This is a genomic window from Massilia sp. CFBP 13721, from assembly GCF_014842025.1.
GTDB lineage: Bacteria > Pseudomonadota > Gammaproteobacteria > Burkholderiales > Burkholderiaceae_D > Telluria.
The window spans coordinates 145,626-169,456 of the sequence record NZ_JACYUY010000011.1; the positions used below are offsets into that span (position 1 = coordinate 145,626).

General features: G+C 63.7%; 23 protein-coding genes. 10 read left to right on the top strand and 13 right to left on the bottom strand.

What is annotated here, in order from left to right; all coding sequences use genetic code 11:
* Positions 1-9: 9 nt before the first annotated feature.
* The 12 genes from cheB to flhD form a co-directional block, all read right to left on the bottom strand.
* The gene (gene cheB, locus IFT60_RS12910) at positions 10-1,071 is read right to left on the bottom strand and encodes a protein-glutamate methylesterase/protein-glutamine glutaminase (protein WP_192052372.1); all 1,062 of its coding nucleotides are present in this window, start codon (positions 1,069-1,071) and stop codon (positions 10-12) included.
* 27 nt (positions 1,072-1,098) lie between these two features.
* The gene (gene cheD, locus IFT60_RS12915; protein ID WP_192052373.1) at positions 1,099-1,695 is read right to left on the bottom strand and encodes a chemoreceptor glutamine deamidase CheD; all 597 of its coding nucleotides are present in this window, start codon (positions 1,693-1,695) and stop codon (positions 1,099-1,101) included.
* An 11-nt stretch (positions 1,696-1,706) separates the two neighbouring features.
* On the bottom strand, positions 1,707-2,573 hold the full coding sequence (locus IFT60_RS12920) for a CheR family methyltransferase (RefSeq protein WP_192052374.1): 867 nt from the start codon (positions 2,571-2,573) through the stop codon (positions 1,707-1,709).
* Between the two features lie 64 nt (positions 2,574-2,637).
* Positions 2,638-3,126 carry a chemotaxis protein CheW gene (locus tag IFT60_RS12925; RefSeq protein WP_192052375.1) on the bottom strand — a complete coding sequence of 163 codons (489 nt, stop codon included), beginning with the start codon at positions 3,124-3,126 and terminating at the stop codon, positions 2,638-2,640.
* Positions 3,127-3,152: 26 nt separating this feature from the next.
* Complete coding sequence (gene cheA, locus IFT60_RS12930; protein WP_192052376.1) at positions 3,153-5,279, bottom strand: chemotaxis protein CheA; 2,127 nt, start codon at positions 5,277-5,279, stop codon at positions 3,153-3,155.
* A gap of 45 nt (positions 5,280-5,324) precedes the next feature.
* Positions 5,325-5,690, bottom strand: coding sequence for a response regulator (locus IFT60_RS12935; RefSeq protein WP_192052377.1), 366 nt, complete (start codon positions 5,688-5,690; stop codon positions 5,325-5,327).
* Between the two features lie 53 nt (positions 5,691-5,743).
* Complete coding sequence (locus tag IFT60_RS12940; RefSeq protein WP_192052378.1) at positions 5,744-6,292, bottom strand: chemotaxis protein; 549 nt, start codon at positions 6,290-6,292, stop codon at positions 5,744-5,746.
* 22 nt (positions 6,293-6,314) lie between these two features.
* Positions 6,315-7,244 (bottom strand): flagellar motor protein MotB, encoded by a 930-nt coding sequence (motB, locus tag IFT60_RS12945; protein ID WP_192052379.1) that lies wholly within the window; start codon positions 7,242-7,244, stop codon positions 6,315-6,317.
* Between the two features lie 3 nt (positions 7,245-7,247).
* Complete coding sequence (gene motA / locus IFT60_RS12950; RefSeq protein WP_192052380.1) at positions 7,248-8,108, bottom strand: flagellar motor stator protein MotA; 861 nt, start codon at positions 8,106-8,108, stop codon at positions 7,248-7,250.
* Between the two features lie 155 nt (positions 8,109-8,263).
* A complete protein-coding gene (locus IFT60_RS12955) occupies positions 8,264-9,019 on the bottom strand; it encodes a class I SAM-dependent methyltransferase (protein WP_192052381.1) in 756 nt (251 codons plus the stop codon).
* 44 nt (positions 9,020-9,063) lie between these two features.
* A complete protein-coding gene (flhC, locus tag IFT60_RS12960; protein ID WP_192052382.1) occupies positions 9,064-9,648 on the bottom strand; it encodes a flagellar transcriptional regulator FlhC in 585 nt (194 codons plus the stop codon).
* Between the two features lie 111 nt (positions 9,649-9,759).
* Complete coding sequence (flhD, locus tag IFT60_RS12965) at positions 9,760-10,077, bottom strand: flagellar transcriptional regulator FlhD (RefSeq protein ID WP_047826184.1); 318 nt, start codon at positions 10,075-10,077, stop codon at positions 9,760-9,762.
* A 597-nt stretch (positions 10,078-10,674) separates the two neighbouring features.
* Between flhD and kynU the strand changes: the two genes are divergently transcribed.
* The 4 genes from kynU (at position 10,675) to IFT60_RS12985 (ending at position 14,589) form a co-directional block, all read left to right on the top strand.
* A complete protein-coding gene (gene kynU, locus IFT60_RS12970) occupies positions 10,675-11,934 on the top strand; it encodes a kynureninase (protein WP_192052383.1) in 1,260 nt (419 codons plus the stop codon).
* A gap of 12 nt (positions 11,935-11,946) precedes the next feature.
* Entirely contained in the window at positions 11,947-12,789 is an 843-nt protein-coding gene (gene kynA, locus IFT60_RS12975) for a tryptophan 2,3-dioxygenase (RefSeq protein WP_192052384.1), read from the top strand.
* Between the two features lie 51 nt (positions 12,790-12,840).
* Positions 12,841-13,386 carry an RBBP9/YdeN family alpha/beta hydrolase gene (locus IFT60_RS12980; protein ID WP_192052385.1) on the top strand — a complete coding sequence of 182 codons (546 nt, stop codon included), beginning with the start codon at positions 12,841-12,843 and terminating at the stop codon, positions 13,384-13,386.
* 75 nt (positions 13,387-13,461) lie between these two features.
* Positions 13,462-14,589 (top strand): acyltransferase family protein, encoded by a 1,128-nt coding sequence (locus IFT60_RS12985; RefSeq protein ID WP_192052386.1) that lies wholly within the window; start codon positions 13,462-13,464, stop codon positions 14,587-14,589.
* A gap of 283 nt (positions 14,590-14,872) precedes the next feature.
* Here IFT60_RS12985 and htpG read toward each other — a convergent pair whose 3' ends face one another.
* Positions 14,873-16,786 (bottom strand): molecular chaperone HtpG, encoded by a 1,914-nt coding sequence (gene htpG / locus IFT60_RS12990; RefSeq protein ID WP_192052387.1) that lies wholly within the window; start codon positions 16,784-16,786, stop codon positions 14,873-14,875.
* A 203-nt stretch (positions 16,787-16,989) separates the two neighbouring features.
* On the opposite strand from htpG, the gene IFT60_RS12995 reads away from it, so the two are divergent.
* From IFT60_RS12995 to IFT60_RS13020, 6 genes are all read left to right on the top strand, one after another.
* Positions 16,990-17,451 (top strand): RidA family protein, encoded by a 462-nt coding sequence (locus tag IFT60_RS12995; protein WP_192052388.1) that lies wholly within the window; start codon positions 16,990-16,992, stop codon positions 17,449-17,451.
* Between the two features lie 105 nt (positions 17,452-17,556).
* Complete coding sequence (locus tag IFT60_RS13000) at positions 17,557-18,750, top strand: aminotransferase-like domain-containing protein (RefSeq protein WP_192052389.1); 1,194 nt, start codon at positions 17,557-17,559, stop codon at positions 18,748-18,750.
* 197 nt (positions 18,751-18,947) lie between these two features.
* Positions 18,948-20,306: a diguanylate cyclase gene (locus tag IFT60_RS13005; RefSeq protein WP_192052390.1), complete on the top strand. Its 1,359-nt coding sequence runs from the start codon at positions 18,948-18,950 to the stop codon at positions 20,304-20,306.
* Between the two features lie 105 nt (positions 20,307-20,411).
* The gene (dapC, locus tag IFT60_RS13010; protein WP_192052391.1) at positions 20,412-21,623 is read left to right on the top strand and encodes a succinyldiaminopimelate transaminase; all 1,212 of its coding nucleotides are present in this window, start codon (positions 20,412-20,414) and stop codon (positions 21,621-21,623) included.
* Positions 21,624-21,639: 16 nt separating this feature from the next.
* Complete coding sequence (dapD, locus tag IFT60_RS13015; RefSeq protein ID WP_192052392.1) at positions 21,640-22,464, top strand: 2,3,4,5-tetrahydropyridine-2,6-dicarboxylate N-succinyltransferase; 825 nt, start codon at positions 21,640-21,642, stop codon at positions 22,462-22,464.
* Positions 22,465-22,643: 179 nt separating this feature from the next.
* Positions 22,644-23,780 carry a PilT/PilU family type 4a pilus ATPase gene (locus IFT60_RS13020; protein ID WP_192052393.1) on the top strand — a complete coding sequence of 379 codons (1,137 nt, stop codon included), beginning with the start codon at positions 22,644-22,646 and terminating at the stop codon, positions 23,778-23,780.
* Positions 23,781-23,831 lie beyond the last annotated feature (51 nt).

Below are 23,831 nucleotides of genomic sequence, written 5' to 3' on the forward strand. Positions count from 1 at the left end.
CGATCCGGATCAAACGCGCAACGCTCGGCCGCCATGTGCCGCCAGATGGCCGAGCACCAGGCCCGGCAAGGCCGTCAGCGGCGCCACTTCGTGGGCGGCGCCGATCGCGATCGCTTCGCGCGGCATGCCGAAGACGACGCACGAGGCCTCGTCCTGGGCGAAATTCTGGGCGCCAGCGTTTTTCATTTCAAGCATACCAGCAGCGCCGTCTTTTCCCATGCCCGTCAGGATCACGCCGACTGCGTTCTTGCCGGCGGCCAGCGCCGCCGAGCGGAACAGCACGTCGACCGAAGGCCGGTGCCGGTTGACCGGCTCGCTCTGTTCGAGGCGGGTCATGTAGTTGGCGCCGGAACGCGCCAGCAGCAGGTGCGAGTGTCCCGGCGCGATGTAGGCATGACCAGGCAGCACGCGTTCGTTGCCGGCGGATTCACAGACGGTGATCTTGCACAGCGAATCGAGGCGGCGCGCGAACGAGGTGGTAAATCCTTCCGGCATGTGCTGGGCGATCAGGATGCCCGGGCAATCCGAGGGCATCTGCATCAGGAATTCGCGGATCGCCTCGGTGCCGCCGGTGGACGCGCCGATGATGATCAATTTTTCCGACGAAATCAGCGGGCTGCGCATCGACGGCAACGCCGCCGTCGGGGCGACGCTCACCGCCGTGCGTTTCACGCGGGCGCGCGCGGCGGCTCGGATCTTTTCGGCGATCAGCTCGGTGTATTCGCGCATGCCGCTGCCGATCGAGATCTTCGGTTTGGTGACGAAATCGACCGCGCCCAGTTCCAGCGCGCGCATCGTGATTTCCGAGCCGCGCTCGGTCAGGGACGACACCATCAGCACCGGCATCGGGCGCAGGCGCATCAGCTTTTCCAGGAAATCGAGGCCGTCCATCTTCGGCATCTCGACGTCGAGGGTGAGCACGTCGGGATTGTGTTTCTTGATCAGTTCGCGTGCGACGAGCGGATCGGGCGCCGTGGCCACGACTTCCATGTCGGCTTGCGAATTGACGATCTCGCTCATCACGCTGCGGATCAGGGCCGAGTCGTCGACGATCAGGACCTTGGTTTTCATTGGGTCTCCAGGCAAGTCAAAACAGGGTCAGAACAGATCGATCGCGCCGCCGACCGGCTCGACCTTCAGGCGCCTGGCGTAGTCGAGTTCGCGCTTGGCCACCGTATCGTTCTGGGTTTGCATGAGCTTTTTCACCAGCACCTTGCCTGTCTTCGGGAAGAAGTACACCTTGCGCGGGTGGATGTCGTTCAGGTCTTCGGCCAGCACCGGGATACGCTCCATCTTGAGGAACTGCATCACGAAGGCGGCATTGCGTTCGCCGACATTCATCGCGGTGAAGCCGCGCAGCACGGCGCCGCCACCAAAAACTTTCGCTTCCAGGTGCTCGCGGCGGGCGCCGGCTTTCAGCAGATCGTTGATCAGGACTTCCATGGCAAAGCTGCCGTAGCGCATCGAGGCCGACACCGGGCCGCTGTCGCCGCCGTCGGGCAGCATGAAGTGGTTCATGCCGCCCAGGCCCGTGACGCGGTCGCGGATGCAGGCCGAGACGCAGGAGCCGAGCACGGTCACGATCAGCATGTTCTTGCCGGTGTAGTAATACTCGCCGGGCAGGATCTTGGCCGCGTCGCAGTCGAAGGTGCGGTCGTAGTACACGTTGGTGGCGAACTGGCTATTCGAATGCATGGTGTTCCAGGCTAGACGCGGCGGTCGTTGCGAATTTCATTGAGCTCATAAACGGTCTTGCCGCGCAGGCGCAACGCATCGGAGACGTAGAGGAAGTTCTCCGAGTGGCCGGCGAACAGCAGCGCATGCGGTTTCATCAGCGGCACGAAGCGCGCCAGGATCTTGCGCTGCGTTTCCTTATCAAAATAAATCATCACGTTGCGGCAAAAAATCGCATCGAACTGGCCATTCACGGGCCAGCTGTCGCTCAGCAAATTCAACTGGCGGAAGGTGACCAACTGGCGCAATTCCGGACGCACCCGCACCATCCCTTCGTTGCGTCCCTTGCCGCGCAAGAAGAAGCGCTTCAGGCGCGCCGGGTCCATCTTTTCCACGCGCTCCAGGCCGTACATGCCTTCGCTGGCCGTGGCCAGCACGTTGGTGTCGATGTCGGTGGCGATGATCTGCACCGGCGGCGTGAGCGAGTCGAAGGCTTCGCACAGCGTCATCGCGATCGAATACGGCTCCTCTCCGGTCGAACTGGCCGAGCACCAGATCGTCAGCGGCGCGTGTTCGCGCCCACGCAAGGCGTTCGCGTGCTCGGCCAGCAGCGGAAAGTGGTGCGCTTCGCGGAAGAACGAGGTCAGGTTGGTAGTGAGCGCATTCGTGAACGACTCCCACTCCTCGCCCAGGCGCCCTGCTTCGAGGTCGTCGAGGTATTTACCGAAGGAGACGATGCCGGTCGCGCGCAGGCGCCGCGCCAGCCGGCTGTAGACCATTTCCTGCTTGCTGTCGGCCAGCGAGATGCCGGCGCGGCGGTAGATCAGGGCGCGCACGCGCTCGAAGTCGGCGCGCGTGAAGTCAAATTCCTTGACCGTGTCGGATGTGTGTAACGGCACTTTGCCTTACCTATGTTTCGTTGCCGGTTTAAAGCCGGCGGTTGTCTGCTCGGTGCCGTGCGGCTTATGCAGCCAGCTTGTTGTCGATCAGGCCCATTTCGGCCGAGGACATCAGGCGGTCGATGTCGACCAGGATCAGCATGCGCTCGTCGACCGTGCCCAGGCCGATCAGGTAGTCGGTACTGAAGGCGCTGCCCATGTCCGGGGCTGGCTTGACCTGGTCCGGGGTCAGCGTGGTCACGTCCGAGACGCTGTCGACCACCATGCCCATCACGCGGCCGGCGATGTTCAGGATGATCACGACCGTGAACTGGTCGTAGGTCGGCGTGCCGAGCTTGAACTTGATGCGCATGTCGACCACCGGGATGATGATGCCGCGCAGGTTGATCACGCCTTTGATGAATTCGGGCGCGTTGGCGATGCGGGTCACGGCTTCGTAGCCGCGGATTTCCTGCACCTTCAGGATGTCGATCCCGTATTCTTCCGAGCCGAGCGTAAAGGCGAGGTATTCGCTGCCTGCGCCATCGGTGGCTTGGGAAAGGTTCATGGACATGGTTGTATTCCTAGTGATGTATTCAGTTAAGAGGCGATGGCCTCGTCGGCGAGCTGGCGCAAAGGACTCGACGAGCGTACCAGCGCCGCCACGTCGAGGATCAGCGAGACGCCGCCATCGCCCAGGATCGTGGCGCCGGAAATGCCGGCCACCTTGCGGTAATTCGCTTCCAGGTTTTTCACCACCACGTGCTGCTGGCCGACCAGGTCGTCGATGAGGAGCGCCGCGCGCTTGCCTTCGGATTCCAGGATCACGACGATGCCTTCGCTCGGGTCCTGCACGGTTGATGCGATGCCGAACATGCCGTGCAAGGCGATCAGCGGCAGGTATTCACCGCGTACTTTCAGCACCTGGCCGCGCCCCGCAATGTCGCGCACGTCTTCGCGGCGCGGTTGCAGCGACTCGACGACATAGCCTAACGGAAGGATATAGATTTCCTCACCGCAACGTATAGTCATCCCATCCAAAATCGCGAGTGTCAGCGGCAAAGAGATGGAAATCGTGGTGCCGAAGCCACGCGCCGAGCGGATATCGACCGAGCCGCCCATCGCGGTGATATTACGTTTGACAACATCCATGCCGACGCCGCGCCCCGAGACGTCGGTGACGACGTCGGCCGTACTAAAGCCCGGCGCGAAGATCAGCTGCCAGACTTCGCTGTCCGGCATGTTGTCCGAGACCGGGATGCCGTTCTGCGCCGCTTTCGCCAGGATGCGTTCGCGGTTCAGGCCGGCGCCGTCGTCGGCCACTTCGATGACGATGTTGCCGCCCTGGTGCCCGGCCGACAGGAACAAACGCCCGGCTTCGGACTTGCCTGCGGCCGCACGCGCAGCCGGCATCTCGATACCGTGGTCGATGGAATTGCGCACCAGGTGGGTCAGCGGATCGACGATGCGCTCGATCAGGCCCTTGTCGAGCTCGGTCGCGGCGCCGTGGGTGATGAAATCGACCTTCTTGCCGAGCTTGCCGGCGAGGTCGCGCACCATGCGCGGGAAACGCGAGAACACAAAGTCCATCGGCATCATGCGGATCGACATCACCGCTTCCTGCAGCTCGCGCGTGTTGCGCGTCAGCTGGGAAACCGACGACAGAAGGCGCTCGTGCAGCATCGGGTCGAGATTACTGGAGCGCTGCTCGATCATCGCCTGGGTGATCACCAGTTCGCCGATCAGGTTGATCAATTGATCGACCTTTTCGACCGAGACCCGGATCGAGGACGTTTCGGCGCCTTTGTCGTCTTTCCTGGCAGCCTTCGCTTCGACCGCTTCGACGGCGATCGCCGCCGCGGCCGGCGCATCGACGCCGGCCAGCGCGCGGATCTGTTCGATCGGCTGGAAGAAACCGTAGCCGCGCTCTTCGTCGGACAACTCGGCCTGCGCCACCGGCGCGTCGTCGGCCGGGTCGAAGAAGCCGTAGCCCTGCTCGTCCTCGATGCGGGCGCGTTCGGCCGCCTCGAGCGCGCGCTGCTGCGGCGTCAGCGCCGGCGCCTCGAAAATCCTGAGGTCGTCCGGGTCGAGCACGAAGGAGCAGATGGCAACGATGTCGTCGAGCTTCTCGTGCGTCGTGATGACGAGCGCACTGCGTCCGCCCTCGAGCGGGGTCACCGACACGCGGCCCATCAGACCCAGTTCGTCGACCAGCGCATTCACGTCGCGCTGCTCGACGACCGGGAGTTCGATCTTGTAGCGGTGCGCGCCTTCTCCCGTCTGCGCCTTCGGTTCGGCGTGCAAAAAGGAAGGTGCAACCATCGATGCCGCCGGCACCAGCCCTTCGGACAGGTCGTGCAGCATCATGCGCACGGTGGCGACCGCGTCCTGGTCGACGGCGGCGCCGTTGCGGTGGCCGTCGAGCTGCATCTTGAGCGTGTCTTTCGCCGCCAGGAAGGCGTCGACGTGCCCGCTGGTGAGCGCCATCTCGCCCTTGCGGATACGGTCCAGCAGCGACTCGAGCACGTGCGTCACTTCGCTCATGTCGGTGATGCCGAAGGTCGAGGCGCCGCCCTTGACCGAGTGCGCCGTGCGGAAGATGGCGTTCAGGTCTTCGCTGTCCGGCGCGGCCACGTCCACGTTCAGCAGCAGCCGTTCCATTTCGGCGAGCAGCTCTTCTGCTTCGTCGAAAAAGACCTGGTAAAACTGGCTGATGTCGATCGTCATGGTCTAACCCCGGATGGAACCGCATGCAAGCGCTGCGTCATCGCCTCAGCCGATCACTTTCTTGACGACTTCGATCAGGCGCTGCGGATCGAAGGGCTTGACCAGCCAGCCGTTGGCGCCGGCCGCGCGGCCCTTCGCTTTCATCTCGTCCGAGGATTCGGTGGTCAGCATCAGGATCGGCACCTTCTGGTACTCGGGCAGAGCGCGCAGGTGCTTGATCAGCGCCAGGCCGTCCATGCGCGGCATGTTCTGGTCGGTCAGGACCAGGTCGACGACCTGGTTGCGCGCCTTGTCGAGGCCATCCTGGCCGTCGACCGCTTCCACCACCTGGTAGCCGGCGGCTTTCAGGCTGAACGCCACCATCTGGCGCAGCGAGCTTGAATCGTCGACCGCGAGAATTGTTTTAGCCATGCTGTGCTCCTGCTTTTTTTTGGATTGCTTGAATGTGGGTTGGACGCGAACCGTCAGAACAGTTCGATGTCGCCGCTTTCGAGGTGTTGTTGTTCGACCGATTTGCGCAGCACGCTGCGCAGTTCGAGCGACTGGATCGCCAGCGCCATGCTGACCTTGCCCAGGCGCTCGACGATTTCGTCGCTGTCCGTGTCGGGGCCGATGGCCGCCCCGTGTTCGTCGAGCGTGCCGAGGAATTCGCGCAAGCCGGTCACGCGCTTGAGGGTACGCGCGATCAGCTGGCTCGTCATGTCCTGGAACTGCATGCTGGTGATCGCCGTGTTGACGTGGGTGCCGACGTCGCCCGACATCGCCGCCAGCTGGGCCGCGTCTTCAGGGGCCAGGGTGGCGCCGGCGAGCAGGCGGTCGATCGCGTCCTGGCGCGCGCCGACGGCGCCATGGATGGCCATGAAACTGCTGGTAAGCTTGTCCACCGCTTCTTCCAGCAGCAATTCGGTCTGGTGCAGGTCGGTCTCGACTTCGGCCAGGTGGCGCCGCCCGTGCGCCGACACACCCGACAGCAGGCGCTTCACGTGCGAACCCAGTATTTTTTTTCTTGCCATCTTGTCCTCCGGTCGCTGCTGCTTACTTCGTCGCCGCCACCACGGCCTCGGCCGCCGCCGCGCCATCCTGGGCCGGCACGTCGAGGGTAGCGGCGTCGCGCATGACGGCGTCTTCGGTACGCTTGTTCATCACGATGATGCTGATGCGGCGGTTGATCGGGCTGAAGGGGTCGGCGCGGTCGAGCGGCGCCGCCGCGGCCAGGCCGACCACGCGCAGGATCTTGTCGTCGGCCAGGCCGCCCACGACCATGGCGCGGCGCGAGGCGTTGGCGCGGTCCGCCGACAGTTCCCAGTTGCTATAGCCGGCGTCGCTGAAGTACGGCGTCGAATCGGTGTGGCCGGACAGGCCGATCCGGTTCGGCACGTCGTTCAGCACCATGCCCAGCACGTGCAGGATGTCGCTGGTATAGGGTTGCAGCGTGGCTTTCGCCAGCGCGAACATCGGGCGGTTCTGCTCGTCCACGATCTGGATGCGCAAGCCTTCGCTGGTGATGTCGAGCAGCAGCTGGTTCTGGTATTTCTTCAACGTCGGATTGGCGTCGATGACTGCCTCGATCTTCGCTTTCAGCGTGCGCAGGCGCTCGCCCTCGGCCTTTTCCAGCGCCGCCTTGGCGTCGTTCAGGTCGTAGGTCTTCTTGTTGGTTTCCATGTCGCCCTTCTTGACCTGGCCGTTGCGGCGCGTGAGGTCGGTGCCGCCGCCCTTGATGATGGACGAGCTGTCGCCGGAACCGTCGCCGCCCGCCATCGCCACCTTCAGCGGATTCTTGAAGTGCTCGGCGATACCCTCCAGGTCGCCCTTGGAGGTCGAACCCAGCAGCCACATGAGCAGGAAGAAGGCCATCATCGCCGTCACGAAGTCGGCGTAGGCAATCTTCCAGGCGCCGCCATGATGTCCGCCCGCGGTCTTCTTGATCCGCTTGACGATAATCGGGCGCATTCCTTCATCGGCCATGGCTTACTTCGCTTTCGATTTCTTGATGTGTTCTTCGAGCTCGGCGAAGGTCGGGCGCTCGGTCGAGTACAACACCTTGCGGCCGAACTCCACGGCCAGGGCCGGCGCATAGCCGTTCAGGCTGGCCAGCAGGGTCACCTTCACGCACTGGAACATCTTGCTCGACTCGTCCAGCTTCTGCTCGGCCAGGCCCGACAGGGGCGCGACGAAGCCGTAGGCCAGCAAGATGCCGAGGAAGGTACCGACCAGCGCTTTCGCGATCAGGATGCCCAGTTCCGCCGGCGGGATGCCGACCGACTCCATGGTGTGCACCACGCCCATCACGGCGGCCACGATACCAAAGGCGGGCAAGCCATCGCCCAGCTTGGCGAGCACGTGGGCCGGCACCGCGCCTTCATGGTGGTGGGTCTCGATCTCGTTGTCCATCAGGTTCTCGATCTGGAAGGCGTCCATGTTCCCCGACACCATCAGGCGCAGGTAATCGGCCATGAATTCGATGATGTGGTGGTCGGCCAGCACCAGCGGATACTTCGAGAACAGCGGACTCGCTTCGGGCGACTCGATATCGCCCTCGATCGACATCAGGCCTTCCTTGCGCACCTTGGAGAGCACGTCGAACAGCAGCGACATCAGTTCCATGTACATGTCGCGCGTGTAGGGCGAGCCCTTGAACAGGCCGGGCAACGCCTTCATGGTCGCCTTGATCGACTTGCTGTTGTTACCGACAAAGAATGCGCCGACGGCCGCGCCGCCGATCATCAACAACTCGATCGGCTGGAACAGCACGGCTGCGTGGCCGCCGGCCATGATGAAGCCGCCAAACACCGACGCGCAGACAATGACGTAACCAATAATGACTAACAAGAACGTGCTCCAGAAAGCGATCGATGGGAGGGCCGGACGCGGGCAAGGATCCGAGACAATGTATCTCAGAAAAAATATTTACGTGGGGAACTACATTAGCTGGAACAATAGCTTGAGAATGGCCTATGGGCAAGTAAAAAGGCCCGATCTGTGGCCTAAAAGTGCCATATGTAGAGAGTTCGACCAGTATCTTGTAGATAGAGCGATACGGGTGCTTGTGCATCTGGAATGGCGAACTCATAACTCATCAGCATGCTGCCCGGACGCATCTCGCGCCGCGCCTTGCGCCACAGCGCCGTCATCGCCGCCGGCGACAGGTAGGCGAAGACGGCGTCGTAGCTGCCGAAGTCGAGCGACTCGTAGTCGCCGCGAATGAAGCGGGCGCGGCTGCCGCTCAGGCGCGCGCGCAGGTAACTTGCCAGCCAGGGCAGCGGCGCCAGTTCGATGCCGGTGGCGTCGAGATCCGGCCGGCGCCGCGCCAGGTCCATGACCAGGCCGCCGAGGCCACTGCCGATGTCGATCACCCGCACCGCCCTGCCCTGCGGCAGCTGTTCGGCCACGGCATTCCAGGCGCTTTTTCCCGACGGGTAATACGGCACCTGGGTGCGGAAGGTCGACCAGTACAACACCAACATGAACAGGAAGACGGCGAGGAACAGCCAGGGCGGCAGGTCGAGGCCACTGGCGCCGTACAGGGCCAGCGGAAACAGCAGGCAGATCGCGATCCACCATGGCGCCAGGCGCCAGCGCCAGGTCAGTAACGCGGCAAACCCGCCCTGCAGCAGCGCCGCCGCCAGGTAGGACGGTTGCAGGGCGGCGCGCGCGAGCAGCCAGACCGCCAGCAGGGTCAGCGGAAAGGCGGCGAGCTGGCACAGGAGTGCGCGTACGCTGGGCGCGCGCAGGAGATGCATCAGTGGAGCGATCACGGCGGCACGGTCAGCGCGGGCGGCCGCGCTCAGCCCTCGCCCTGGGCATCCTGGCGCACCGCGGCTTCGGCGGCGCTCTGGGCGGCGGCATCCTTGGCTTTGCGGGTCTTGCCGGCGCGCGAAGGCATGTGGCACAGGCCGCACAGGTAGTCGCGGTTGAGGTCGAAGGTATTCACGACGAACTTGCCCTTGCACTTGCCGCACGGGGCCAGCGCCAGCATATTGCTCTGGAAGAAACGCACCAGGGTCCAGGCGCGGGTCAGCGAGAGCAGCGGCTCTTCGCCGGGCGCGGCCGGCATTTGTTCGAGGTAGAGCTGGTAGGCCTTCATCACCGCCTGGACACCGGAAGCGCCGGCATGTTCGACCAGGAAGTTATAGATATTGATGAACAGCGAGGAGTGGATGTTCGGCTGCCAGGTCAGGAACCAGTCGGTCGAGAACGGCAGCATGCCCTTCGGCGGCGACATTCCCTTCAGTTCCTTGTACAGCTTGATGAGGCGTTCGCGCGACAGCGAGACTTCGCTCTCGAGCAGTTGCAGGCGAGCCCCTAAATTGATCAGCTCGATGGCTAGCTGGATTTCCTGCGCTTCAGATACGACGCTTTTTTTGCTCATCCCACGGCTCCGGATTGTGTCACAGCTATCCTACACTATGGGCGCAAGCTCAACGGGGATTTTACAATGTGTCTTGGAAGGAATTCTTAGAACGACGCCAGGCGAAAGCGATCAGGCGATTTCTTCGGCTGGCTGGCCGGCCATCAGGATGGCGGCGTGCGACTGCGCCAGGGCGCGGTCCTTGCTGTGGCTGGTGAGCATCGACAGGATGGCGGTGTCGTCGAAGCGGAAACGGGCCAGCATCATGTTGCCGCCGGCAAGCTTCAGGATCTGGGCATTGCTCATGCCTTCGATCAGGTCGGCGATGTCGGCCGAAATTCCGAGACGGAAAATGGCGGTGACTTTGTCGGCGCGGATCATTTGCTGCGCCAGCATCAAGTAGCTCAGGTTGGCGTCCCGGATCTCGGCCATCATGTCGTTTGCAGTCATTTTCTTCTCCATCTTCCGTTGAACCTGGCAGCGTGTGTGTTGCCAGTGAGATAGATTCTGACTGTAGAGAAACATTTGGGGAATCGGACGAACGCTGTATTTTGCGTCCGGCAAACGCGGGTGTGCCCGTAGGAGTTTGTCTGACAAACCCGGGCTGATGAGGGGTGTGCTCCTATGAAAAAGGAGGCGGTACTACGGGATTGAGTTACGCTGAATCAACAAGTTGCCCAGTGCGGCAATGCGTTCATGTGTTGGTTTACGTCAACCAAAACCAGAACTTGAGAGTGCTTATGAAGTATTTTTCGCACTCTTTCTTGCCTGATGCACCATTAACGGCAGCATCGCGAGGAACTTTAGGGTGTTGTCGAACTATTTTTGAAATAATTTTCGACACCGTTTTGTTGGCTCTGACTCCTTTACGGCAGCGCTCGCCTGAACTTGAGGGTTGAAAGCAAAATAATTTGAAAAAAATGCAAAGTGAGGTAAGCACCCTTTGGAAGATAACAAATCGTCATCGGGCAACGCTCTTCGCCCAGCTTTTTCTTGCTACACTGCCGCCCGAACGGCCCGCCCCTCCACTCTCCTATAGATACCAGCATGAGCGACACTTCGATTACCCGAGCCAGCTGCAGCGCCCGCGACGCCGCCGATCCGCTGGCGCCGCTGCGCGACCGCTTCGACCTGCCGCCGGACCTGATCTACCTCGACGGCAATTCGCTCGGCGCCCGCCCGCGCGCCGCGCTCGAACGCGCGCAGGCGGTGGTGGCGCGCGAATGGGGCCATGACCTGATCAAGAGCTGGAACACGGCCGGCTGGTTCGACCTGCCCAAGCGCCTGGGCGAACGCCTGGCGCCGCTGATCGGCGCCGAGGCCGGCGAAGTCGCCGTCACCGACACCACCTCGCTCAACCTGTTCAAGGCGCTGGCCGCCGCCGTGCAGATGCAGGCCGCAGGGCCGAATGCGGCACGGCGCGTCATCGTTACCGAGCGCAGCAACTTCCCGACCGATATCTACATGGCCGAAGGCCTGGCCGACTGGCTCGAGCGCGGCTACCGCGTACGCCTGGTCGACTCCGTGGAAGCGCTGCCGGCGGCGATCGACGGCGACTGCGCCGTCGTCATGCTGACCCACGTGAACTACCGCACCGGCTACCAGCACGACATGACGGCCCTGACCCGCCACGCGCACGCGAGCGGCGCCCTGATCGTCTGGGACCTGGCCCATTCGGCCGGCGCCGTGCCGGTCGACCTGAACGGCGCCGAGGCCGACTTCGCCGTCGGCTGCACCTATAAATACCTGAACGGCGGCCCCGGCTCGCCCGCCTTCATCTGGGTGCCGCGGCGCCACCAGGCGCAGTTCGCGCATCCGCTCACCGGCTGGTGGAGCCACGCCAAACCGTTCGCGATGGCGCATGGCTTCGCCCCCACCGACGGCATCGGCCGCGCGCTGTGCGGCACCCAGCCGGTGGTGTCGCTGGCGCTGGTCGAATGCGGCCTGGAAGTGTTCGAAGCGACCGACATGGCGGCGATCCGCGCCAAATCGCTGGCGTTAACCGACCTGTTCATCGACCTGGTGGAAGCGACCTGCGCCGATCACCCGCTCGGGCTGGTCACGCCGCGCGAGCATGCGCGGCGCGGCAGCCAGGTCAGCTTCACCCATCCGCACGGCTATGCGGTGATGGCGGCCCTGATCGCGCGCGGCGTGATCGGCGACTACCGCGAGCCGGAGATCATGCGCTTCGGCTTCACGCCCCTGTACACGCGCTTCGTCGACGTCTGGGATGCGGTAGCGATCCTGAAGGATATCCTCGACCGCGCCGATTACGACGTGGCCGCCGAACGCAGCAACGTGACCTGAAAGCCGACCCTCATGGACAGCAAGCAGAACAAAAGCGCCGACTGGCATGGCGCCAAGATGGATTTCAAGGAGTCGATGAGCTATGGCGACTACCTCGGCCTGAACCAGATCCTCTCGAGCCAGCACCCGCTCTCGCCGAACCACAACGAGATGCTGTTCATCATCCAGCACCAGACCAGCGAACTCTGGGTCAAGCTGATGCTGCACGAACTGCACGCCGTGCGCGTGCACCTGCGCGCCGGCGAACTCGATCCGGCCTTTAAAATGCTGGCGCGGGTGGCGCGCATCATGGACCAACTGGTGCATGCCTGGGACGTGCTGGCGACGATGACGCCGTCCGAGTACACGGCCATCCGGCCCTATCTCGGCGCCTCCTCGGGCTTCCAGTCGCACCAGTACCGCGAACTCGAATTCATCCTCGGGAACAAGAACGCGGCCCTGCTGGCGGTGCACGAAAAGAACCCGCCGGCGCATGCGATCCTCACCGCGGCGCTCGACACGCCCTCGATCTACGACGAAGCCGTGCAACTGCTGGCGCGCGCCGGTTTCGCGATCGCGCCCGAACGCCTGGCGCGCTCGCCGATCGAGCCGACCGCGCACGACGATTCGGTGCAGGTGGCCTGGCTCGCCGTCTACCAGGAACCCGAGCGGCACTGGGGCCTGTATGAACTGGCCGAGAAGCTGGTCGACCTGGAGACCGCCTTCCGCTTCTGGCGCTTCCGCCACGTGACCACGGTCGAGCGCATCATCGGCTTCAAGACCGGCACCGGCGGCACTGCGGGTGTCAGCTACCTGCGCAAGATGCTCGACGTGGTGCTGTTCCCGGAGCTGTTCGCGCTGCGCACGGCGCTGTAAGGATGTTGTCGAGCAGGCCATGTAGAATGGCTTGAATACAAAGGAGATTCCATGGATGGCGACGTACTGATTCTTTCCGGCTTGTGGGATTCGGGCCCGCAGCACTGGCAGTCGCACCTGGAAGCGCGTAACCCCGACTGGCGCCGGGTCGCGCACCGCGACTTCAACAACCCGGCCCGCGACGAATGGGTGGCCGAACTCGATGCGGCGGTCGCCGCCTGCAACGGCGCGCCGGTGCTGGTCGCGCACAGCCTGGGCTGCATCCTGGCCGCGCACTGGGCCGCTTCCTGTTCGCCCCTGCGCGCGGCCGGCGCCTTCCTGGTGGCGCCGAGCGACGTCGAGGCCCCTTCCTACCCGATCGGCAGCAACGGCTTCGCGCCGGTGCCGCTGGTACCTTTACCTTTTCCCAGCCTGGTGGTGGCCAGCACGAACGACGAATTCGTCACGCGCGAACGGGCGCAGGCCTTTGCCGCAGCCTGGGGCAGCCGTTATGTCGAGATCGGCGACGCTGGCCACGTGAATGCCGACAGCGGATATGGCGACTGGCCCGAGGGCGAACGGCTGTTGCTGGAATTCCTGGCGCAAGTGCGCACGTAGAACAGACAATTGCCATTTCAATAGCTTGCCGATAGGTATGCGGTTATGATGGCGGCTGTACACTCCGGCATCCCGATGGCACTTACGGCCCCTTCCCTTCCGCGCACGTTCTCGCTGTACCTCGATGGCTGCCGCTTCCTCGCAGCCATGCTCGTCGTCCTCAGTCATTTCGGGCCCTACGGCGCGATCATGCCCGGGTTCAAGCCATGGTGGCTGACCCTCGGGCGCGAATCGGTGGTGGTGTTCTTCGTACTGTCCGGCTTCGTGATCGCCTACACCACCGAGCGCAAGAACACGGGGCTGCGCGATTACTGCATCGCCCGCTGCACGCGCATCTATTCGGTCGCCCTGCCCCTGCTGCTGCTCGCCTTTGCCGCCGCGCTGCTGCTGACCTGGGGTGGGTTTGTCACGCCGGGAACCTACTACCAGCTCGGCAAGCCCTGGCTCTACCTGCCGCTGCACCTGCTGTTCATGGGCGAACTCTGGACCATCTCCGAGCCGCCGCCGCTCCTCGCCCCCTACTGGTCGCTTGGCTACGAGGTCTGGTATTACGTGCTGTTCGGCGCCGCCTTTTACCTGCGCGGCGCGCGCCGCATCGTCGCCGTCGGCTCGCTGCTGCTGTTCGTCGGCCCGAAACTGTGGCTGCTGCTGCCGGTCTGGCTGGCCGGCGTCGGCGCCTACCACTGGCAAAAAAAGCACACCATCGCGCGCCAGCTGGCCCTGGCCGGCTGGGCGCTGTCGCTGGCCTTGCTGACGCTGTACAAGGCGAGCGATACCGAGGCCACGCTGCGCGCGCTGGCGCACGCGTACTGGCCCTTCGCCGCCCTGGAGCTGAAAAGCGCCGACCGCTTCCTGGCCGACTACCTGGTGTGCATGCTGGTGGCGCTCAACTTCGTGTGCGCGAAGCACCTGGATTTTCGCGCCCTGCTGCGCGTGGAGCGCCCGCTGCGCTGGCTGGCCTCGTACACCTTCACGCTCTACCTGGTGCACGCGCTGGTGATGCGGGTGTGGCTGGTCGTGTATCCGCACCGGCGCTCGGATCCGGTCGACGTCCTGTCGCTGGTGGTCGTCATCTTTTCGGCGACCTGGCTGGCGGGGGAGATTACCGAACATCGCAAATGGTGGTTCGAGGCGATGTTCGTGTGGCTCGCGGCGCGCTTGCCGTTCGGGGACCGAAGGGGCGGCGCGAAATTCATGCGGTGATGACGCGTGGGCTCGGGAGCCCACCCTACGAGGATGTGAAAAAATCGCCATGGCTGCGTTGCCTCGTCTCGCCGTACGCTCGTACTGTCTTCGACTCGGCGCCTTGCCCTGACGTTTTTTTCACATCCTCTACGGTGCGCCTCTGCCAACGGCTGTCGCGTAACGTAGGGTGGGCACCTGTGCCCACGCGTTTGCAAACGATGATCATTCGCGGCGCATTCACCATCCGACAAGGCACAAAAAAACCGGGCACGCAGCCCGGTTTTCATTTGAACGACAACGTTTACTTCGCCAGCAGCATCTCGTTCAGGCGCTTCACGAAGCTCGCCGGATCGGCCAGGCTGCCGCCTTCGGCCAGCATCGCCTGGTCGAACAGGATATGCGACCAGTCGGCAAAGCGCGGGCTCGCCGCGTCTTCGTACTTCAGGCGCGTCACCAGCGGGTGGTTCGGGTTGATCTCGAGGATCGGCTTCGACTCGGGCGCGTTCTGGCCGGCGGCTTTCAGCATGCGCACCAGGTTGGCCGACAGTTCGTGCTCGTCCGCCACCAGGCAGGCCGGCGAATCGGTCAGGCGGTGCGTCACGCGCACGTCCTTGGCTTTGTCAAGCAACGCGCCCTTCATCTGCTCGACCAGTTCCTTGTAATGGGTCTCGGTCTCTTCGTGTTCCTTTTTCTCGGCTTCGTCTTCCAGCTTGCCCAGATCAAGGCCGCCCTTGGCCACCGAGGTCAGTTCCTTGCCTTCGAATTCGGTCAGGAACGACAGCATCCACTCGTCGACGCGGTCGGTCAGCAGCAGCACTTCGACGCCCTTCTTGCGGAAGATTTCGAGGTGCGGGCTGTTCTTCGCGGCGTTGAAGTTATCGGCCGTGACGTAGTAAATCTTGTCCTGGCCTTCCTTCATGCGCGCGACGTAGTCGGCAAACGAGACGGTCTGATCGCTTGAATCGTTCTGGGTCGAGGCAAAGCGCAGCAGCTTGGCGATGCGGTCCTTGTTGGTCGCGTCTTCGCCGATGCCCTCTTTCAGCACCTGGCCGAATTCCTTCCAGAAGGTGACGTACTTGTCCTTGGTTTCCTGCTCGTCCGCGTTCGCCAGTTCTTCCAGCATGCCCAGCACGCGCTTGGTCGAACCTTCGCGGATCACCTTGACGTCGCGCGACTCTTGCAGGATCTCGCGCGAGACGTTCAGCGGCAGGTCGGCCGAATCGATCACGCCCTTGATAAAGCGGAGATAAGTCGGCATCAGCTGCTCGGCGTCGTCCATGATGAAGACGCGTTTTACGTAGAGCTTGATGCCGCCGCGCTTGTTGCGGTCCCACAGGTCGAACGGTGCGTGGCTCGGCACGTACAGCAGCTGGGTATACTCGCTGCGGCCCTCGACGCGGTTGTGCGTGTAGGTCAGCGGTTCCTGGAAGTCGTGCGAAACGTGCTTGTAGAATTCGTCGTACTGCTCTTTGGTGATGTCCGAACGGTTGCGCGCCCACAACGCGCTGGCCTGGTTGACGGTCTCGAATTCGTCCTTCAGCACGGTGGCTTTCGCTTCTTCGTCCCACTCTTCCTTCTGCATCAGGATCGGCAGCGAGATGTGGTCCGAGTACTTGCGGATGATCGATTTCAGCTTCCAGTTCGACAGCAGCTCTTCCTCGCCCGCACGCAGGTGCAGGATGACGTCGGTGCCGCGGCCGACCTTCTCGATCGATTCGACGCTGTAATCGCCTTCGCCGGTCGATTCCCAGCGCACGCCTTCACTGCCTTCGGCGCCGGCGCGGCGCGTCTCGACCGTGATGCGGTCGGCGACGATGAAGCCCGAATAGAAACCCACGCCGAACTGGCCGATCAGGGCCGCGTCGGCTTGCTGGTCGCCCGACAGGCGCGAGAAGAATTCCTTGGTGCCCGACTTGGCGATCGTGCCCAGGTGCGAAATCACTTCGTCGCGGCTCATGCCGATGCCGTTGTCGGAGATCGTGACGGTCTTCGCATCCTTGTCGAAGCTGACGCGGATCTTCAACTCATGGTCGTTGCCGTACAGGGCGTCGTTGTTGATCGCTTCGAAGCGCAGCTTGTCGGCGGCGTCGGAAGCGTTCGAGATCAGTTCGCGCAGGAAGATTTCCTTGTTGGAGTACAAGGAGTGGATCATCAGTTGCAGCAGCTGTTTGACTTCAGCTTGAAAGCCAAGGGTTTCTTTTTCGGCGTGCGCCATCTTGTTCCTCGTTGTGGTTCTGGTTAACGATACGGTTGAACGGATTGTTGCAATATTGGGATAGCGTTACGCTTTTCAAGAGGAGTCTGATGCTGAACCTGCACCCGCGCAGTACTTACCCAGGGCACATACCTCGTGCCCCAGTGTCCAGCGCACCTTTCAAGTCGTACAATACCGGCTTCATCCACGCTACAGAGAACACCATGTCCGTCTACGACAAACTGAAGGAACTGAACATCACCCTGCAGAACGCCGCCGCCCCGGCCGCCGCCTACGTCATGTACGTGCAGACCGGCAACCTGGTCTTCGTCTCGGGCCACATTGCCAAGAACGCCGACGGTTCGGTCAACGTCGGCCAGCTGGGCAAGGACAAGAGCACCGCCGACGGCCAAGCCGCCGCACGCGCGATCGCGATCGACCTGATGGGGACGCTGCAGGATGCCTGCGGCGGCGACCTGACGCGTGTCAAACGCATCGTCAAGCTGATGAGCCTGGTGAACTCGACCCCGGACTTCACCGAGCAGCACCTGGTCACCAACGGCGCCTCGGAACTGTTCGGCGACGTCTTCGGCGACGCCGGCAAGCACGCCCGCTCGGCCTTCGGCGTGGCCCAGATCCCGCGCGGCGCCTGCGTCGAGATCGAAATGATCGTCGAAGTGGCGTAATAACTGTCGTTCACGAGCCGGGCCACAAGCCCGGTTTTTTTCGCGGGCAGCTTACCGAGCGCCCATCATGGCCGGCCAGCCGGCGGTTCCTTCTGAGAGACCAGCATGAAAATCGAGAATCCCCATCCCATCCAGTGGCAGTTTTCGGAACGCGCGCAGGGCCTGCAAAGCTCGTTCATCCGCGAGATCCTGAAGATCACCCAGCGTCCGGAGATCATCTCCTTTGCCGGCGGCCTGCCCTCGCCCGCGACCTTCCCGGTCGAGCGCATGAAGGCGGCCTACGACAAGGTGCTGTCGCAGACCGGCAAGGTCGCCCTGCAATACGGCCCGACCGATGGCTTCGCGCCGCTGCGCGAATGGATCGCCGGTTCGCTGTCGACGGAAGGAACGAAGATCCTGCCCGAGCAGATCCTGATGGTGTCGGGCTCGCAGCAGGCGCTCGATTTGATCGGCAAGGTGCTGATCGACGAAGGCAGCCGCGTGCTGGTCGAAACGCCGAGCTACCTGGGCGCGCTGCAGGCCTTTTCGGTCTACCGTCCCGAGTTCGCATCGGTCGCCACCGACGACGACGGCCTGGTGCCGTCCTCGATCGAGAGCGTGGCCGACGGCGCCCGCCTGCTGTATTCGCTCCCGAACTTCCAGAACCCGACCGGCCGCTCGCTCTCGATCGCGCGCCGCCGGGAGCTGGTGGAAACCTGCGCGCGCCTGGGCCTGCCGCTGATCGAGGACGATCCCTACGGCGCCCTGTCGTACTCGGGCGAACCCATGCCGAAGATGGTCGCCATGAACCCGGACGGCGTCATCTACATGGGTTCGTTCTCGAAGGTGCTCACGCCCGGCATCCGCCTCGGCTACGTGTGCGCCCCGCTGCCGCTGGTGCGCCGCCTCGAGCTGGCCAAGCAGGCAGCCGACCTGCACACCGCCCAGCTGACCCAGATGGTGGTGCACGAAGTGGTCAAGGATGGCTTCCTCGACGAGCATATTCCGACCATCCGCACCCTGTACGGCAACCAGTGCCGCGCCATGCTCGATGCGATGGACGAGCACTTCCCGGCAGGCGTCAGCTGGACCAGGCCGGATGGCGGCATGTTCATCTGGGTCACCCTGCCGAAGAGCATCGACGCCATGAAGCTGCTCGACACGGCGATCGCCGCGCGCGTCGCCTTCGTGCCGGGCGCGCCCTTCTATGCGAACGAAGGCGAGCGCAACACGCTGCGCCTGTCGTTCGTGACGGTGCCGCCGGAGCGGATTCGCGAAGGGATTGCGATCCTCGGCAACTTGATCGCAGCGATGCTGTAATACTTGTACGCGTGGACGGGGGACCCGTCCACCCTACAAATTTGCACCATCTTGGTGCAGAAATTTCATATTGCCGCCTCTTCTGGTTGCAGTATTGCAACAAACAAAACTGGCTAACAAGCAACAAAATTGCCCGCTTGTACCGACATCGCGGTATGATTTTGAACGAGATCACACCCGTCACCACGACGCACGCAATGTCCACTCCCGTCCCCGCCCAGGCCGCAAGCAAGCGCCAGGCTGCCATTTTGATCGTCGACGATGCCCCTGCCCAGCTCGGGATGATGCGTTCCATGATGCTCCAGCAGGGTTACCAGACCTTCGTTGCCACCAGCGGCGAACGGGCGCTGACCATCGCCCAGCACGCCCAGCCGGACCTGGTCCTGCTCGACATCGTCCTGCCCGGCATGGACGGCATGGAAGTGTGCCGGCGCCTGAAGGCGCATCCGGGTACCTGCAACATCCCCGTCATCTTCATGAGCGCGAAGACGGATACCGACGACATCGTGGCCGCCTTCGACATCGGCGCCTCCGACTACATCGCCAAGCCGCTGCGCCTGGCCGAAGTGTGCGCCCGCGTGCGCGCCCAGCTGCAGTTCCGCCGCACCAGCCTGTCGCAGCAACAGCAGGCCGAGCGCCTGCGCCTGATCGTCGACAGCATGGACGAGGGCCTGATGGTGATCGAGCCGTCCGGACGCATCCAGTACACCAATCCCGCCTGCGACCGCTACCTCGGCTATGCGGCGGGAGAATTGAGCGGCGCCGCGCTCGACGACCTGCTGGCGCCCTCGGTGGCGCAGGAATATCTCGACCTGTTCAGCCAGGAGATGGCTGAAGGAGCGAACCCGGCCTGCCGCGGCGCCCGCGAAGTGCTGATCCGCCGCCGCGACGGCGTCCTGCGCGCGATGGATTTCACGCTGACGCCGATGGCGGCCGACCAGCCGCTGTTCGTCGCCCTGCTGCACGACATCACCCACCACAAGCAGTCCGAGAACGCGCTGCAGCGCGCCGCCCTGGCCGACCCGCTCACCAAAATCGCCAACCGGCGCCACTTCGACGGCTTCATGGACAAGGAATGGCAGCGCGCGGTCCGCTCCGGCGAGCCGCTGTCGCTGATCGTGCTCGACGTCGACCACTTCAAGGGCTACAACGACAGCCTCGGCCACGCCGCCGGCGACACCTGCCTGCAGCAGGTGGCGATGGCGCTGCAGTCGCATGCGCTGCGCGCCACCGACCTGGCCGCGCGTTACGGCGGCGAGGAGTTCGTGCTGCTGTTCGGCGAGACCGGCTTCGAGGCCGCCTGCGCGCTGGCCGAAGCGATCCGCGCCCACGTCGAGGCCCTCAACATCCCGAACCCGCGCTCGTCGACCTCGCGCTGGGTCACCGCCAGCCTGGGCGTGGCCACGATCGTGCCGACCCAGCTCGACGATATCAAGGAATTTTTCGTCTGCGCCGACCGCGCCATGTACGCGGCCAAGGACGCCGGGCGCAACGGCGTGCGCGCGGTGCGGATGGGCGCGACCCTGGACACGATCGAAGCGGCACTGCAAGCTTGAAGCCAAGCGTGCCGGCGGCGGCGCGACGCCCAGAGTTATTGGCTTGACTTATTTGGTCAATTTATCGGCTTATAATGGTCGTTTCGCGTTTCTACCTCGACCGCCGTGAATCCCAACCTCGACAAGCTCCACCCCTACCCCTTCGAAAAGTTGCGCGCGCTGTTCGCCGGCGTGACGCCGAATGCGGATCTCGCGCCGATCAGCCTCGGCATCGGCGAACCGAAGCATCCGACGCCCTCGTTCATCGAAAAGGCCCTGATGCATGCGGTGGCCGGCCTGTCGAACTATCCGAGCACGGTCGGCGGCGAGCCGCTGCGCGCCGCGATCGCCGGCTGGCTCGAACGCCGCTACGGCCTGCCGCACCTGGACCCGGCGACGATGGTCCTGCCGGTCAACGGTTCGCGCGAGGCGCTGTTCGCCATCGCCCATTGCGTCGTCGACGCCAGCCGCCCCGATCCGCTGGTGCTGTGCCCGAACCCGTTCTACCAGATCTACGAAGGCGCGGCCTACCTGGCCGGCGCCACGCCGTATTTCGTCAACTCGGACCCGGCGCGCAACTTCGCGCCCGACTACAGCGCCGTGCCGGACGACGTGTGGGCGCGCGTGCAGCTGCTGTACGTCTGCTCGCCGGGCAACCCGACCGGCGCCGTGCTGACGCTGGAAGACTGGCGCGAACTATTCGCGCTGGCGGACCGCCACGGCTTCGTGATCGCGGCCGACGAATGCTATTCCGAGATCTATGCCGGCGCGGCGCCGCCGCTGGGGGCGCTGGAAGCGGCGCACCAGCTCGGCCGGCACAGTTATGCCAACCTGATCGTGTTCTCCAGCCTGTCGAAGCGCTCGAACGTGCCGGGCATGCGCTCGGGCTTCGTCGCCGGCGACCCGGCCCTGCTCAAGCGCTTCCTGCTGTACCGCACCTACTGCGGCGGCGCCATGTCGCCCGTGGTGCAGGCCGCCTCGATCGCGGCCTGGAACGACGAAACCCACGTGCAGGACAACCGCACGCTGTACAAGGAAAAGTTCAAGCTCATCACGCCGCTCCTGCGCGAAGTGATGGACGTCGAACTGCCCGACGCCGGCTTCTACCTGTGGGCCGACGTGCGCAGGACCGGGCTGTCGGATACCGACTTCGCACGCCGGCTGTACGCCGAATATAATGTGACGGTTCTGCCCGGATCCTACCTCGCGCGCGACGCGCACGGGACCAATCCGGGCCTTGACCGCATCCGCATGGCGCTGGTGGCAGGCGTCGACGAAGGGCTGGAAGCAGCCAATCGCATCGTCCAGTTCTGCCAATCGCTTCGCAAAGATTCCTGAAACGAGAAACCCAATCATGACCCAACAACTCCAGAACATCATCGACACCGCGTGGGAACAGCGCGCGGACTTCAGCCCATCGACCGCTCCGGCCGACGTGCGCAACGCCGTGGCCGAAGTGCTGGCCGGCCTCGACGCGGGCACCCTGCGCGTGGCGCAAAAAGAGGGTTCCGAGTGGATCGTCAACCAGTGGATCAAGAAGGCCGTGCTGCTGTCGTTCCGTCTCGAGAACAACGTCCCGGTCGAAGCCGGTGGCATGCAGTTCTACGATAAAGTGCCGACGAAGTTCGCCGACTACACCGCCGACGATTTCGCCAAAGGCGGTTTCCGCGTGGTGCCGCCGGCAGTCGCCCGCCGCGGCTCCTTCATCGGCAAGAACGTGGTCCTGATGCCGTCCTACGTCAACATCGGCGCCTACGTCGATGAAGGCACCATGGTCGACACCTGGGCCACCGTCGGCTCCTGCGCCCAGATCGGCAAGAACGTCCACCTGTCGGGCGGCGTCGGCATCGGCGGTGTGTTAGAGCCGATGCAGGCCAATCCAACCATCATCGAAGACAACTGCTTCATCGGCGCCCGTTCGGAAATCGTCGAAGGCGTCATCGTCGAAGAAAACTCGGTGATCTCGATGGGCGTCTACATCGGCCAGTCGACCAAGATCTACAACCGCGAAACGGGCGAAGTGACCTACGGCCGCATCCCGTCGGGTTCGGTGGTGGTGTCGGGTTCGCTGCCCTCAAGCGATGGCAAGTACAGCCTGTATTGCGCCGTGATCGTCAAGCGCGTCGATGCGCAGACACGTTCGAAGACGGGCATCAACGAGCTGCTGCGCGGGGTTTAAGCTTCGCGGCTGCTCGTGAGCCGGTTGAACGCGTGGGCTCAAGAGCCCACCCTACGGTGCACCACCGCCGTTGGCAAGCTCCACGGCCGCCGCGTAACGTAGGGTGGGCTCCCCGAGCCCACGCGTTCACCGCCTCATGAACCCGCACCATCAAAAGCATCACCCGGGAGACATACCACATGCCCATGGACCGCCTGTTCCAGCTCATGAAAGAAAAAAACGCGTCGGACATGTTCTTCGCGGTCAATTCTCCCGTCCACATCAAGATCAACGGGAACCTCATCCCGATCAACCAGCACAAGCTCGACCCCGACAACATCGACTCGCTGCTGTCTGAAATCGCCACGCCCGCCCAGCTGGAAGAACTGCAGCGCACCAACGAACTGAACATGGGCATCTCGGTTCCCAACCTGGGCCGGTTCCGCCTCTCGGCCTTCCGCCAGCGCGGCAGCATCTCGGCCGTGTTCCGCTTCGTGCCGGCCACGATCCCGCCGCTGGGCGAACTCGGCCTGCCGCCGGTATTGGCCGAACTGATCATGGAAAAGCGCGGCCTGCTGCTGGTCGTCGGCGCCACCGGCTCCGGCAAGTCGACCACGATCGCGTCGATGCTCGACTACCGCAACGAAGGGCGCAGCGGCCACATCCTGACGCTGGAAGACCCGATCGAATACCTGTTCAAGAACAAGAAATCGATCGTCAACCAGCGCGAAATCGGCAGCGACGCGCTCGACTTCGACCAGGCCCTGCGCAACAGCCTGCGCCAGGCGCCCGACGTGATCCTGATCGGCGAAATCCGCGACCAGGCCACCATGGGCGCGGCCCTGGCCTACGCCCAGTCCGGCCACCTGGTGGTGGCGACCCTGCACGCCAACAACAGCTATAACGCCCTGAACCGCATCATCGGCTTCTACCCGGTCGAGAACCGCCCCGCCCTGCTGCAAGACCTGGCCTCGGCCACGCGCGCCATCGTCTCGCAGCGCCTGGTGCGCGCAGCGGCCGGCGGGACGCGCCAGCCGGCGGTCGAAGTCATGCTGAACACGCGCTACATCGCCGACCTGATCGAAAAGGGTGAACTCAGCGCGATCAAGGACGCGATGGACAAGAGCCTCTCGCCCGGTTCGCAATCCTTCGAATATGCGCTGCTGGCGCTGGTACAGGCCGGCCTGGTGACCCAGGAAGAAGCACTGGCGAATGCGGACTCGGCGACCAATCTGCTCTGGCTGCTCAACAATGGGCCGGCGCAGGGAGCCAACGAGACGGCCAGCAAAGATGAGCCACCGGAAGCTTCATTTACCGAGTTCACCCTGAACACCTGAGACAGGCTAGCAGGGTACCGGCTCCTGCAGCATACAGAACCAGAACGGCCC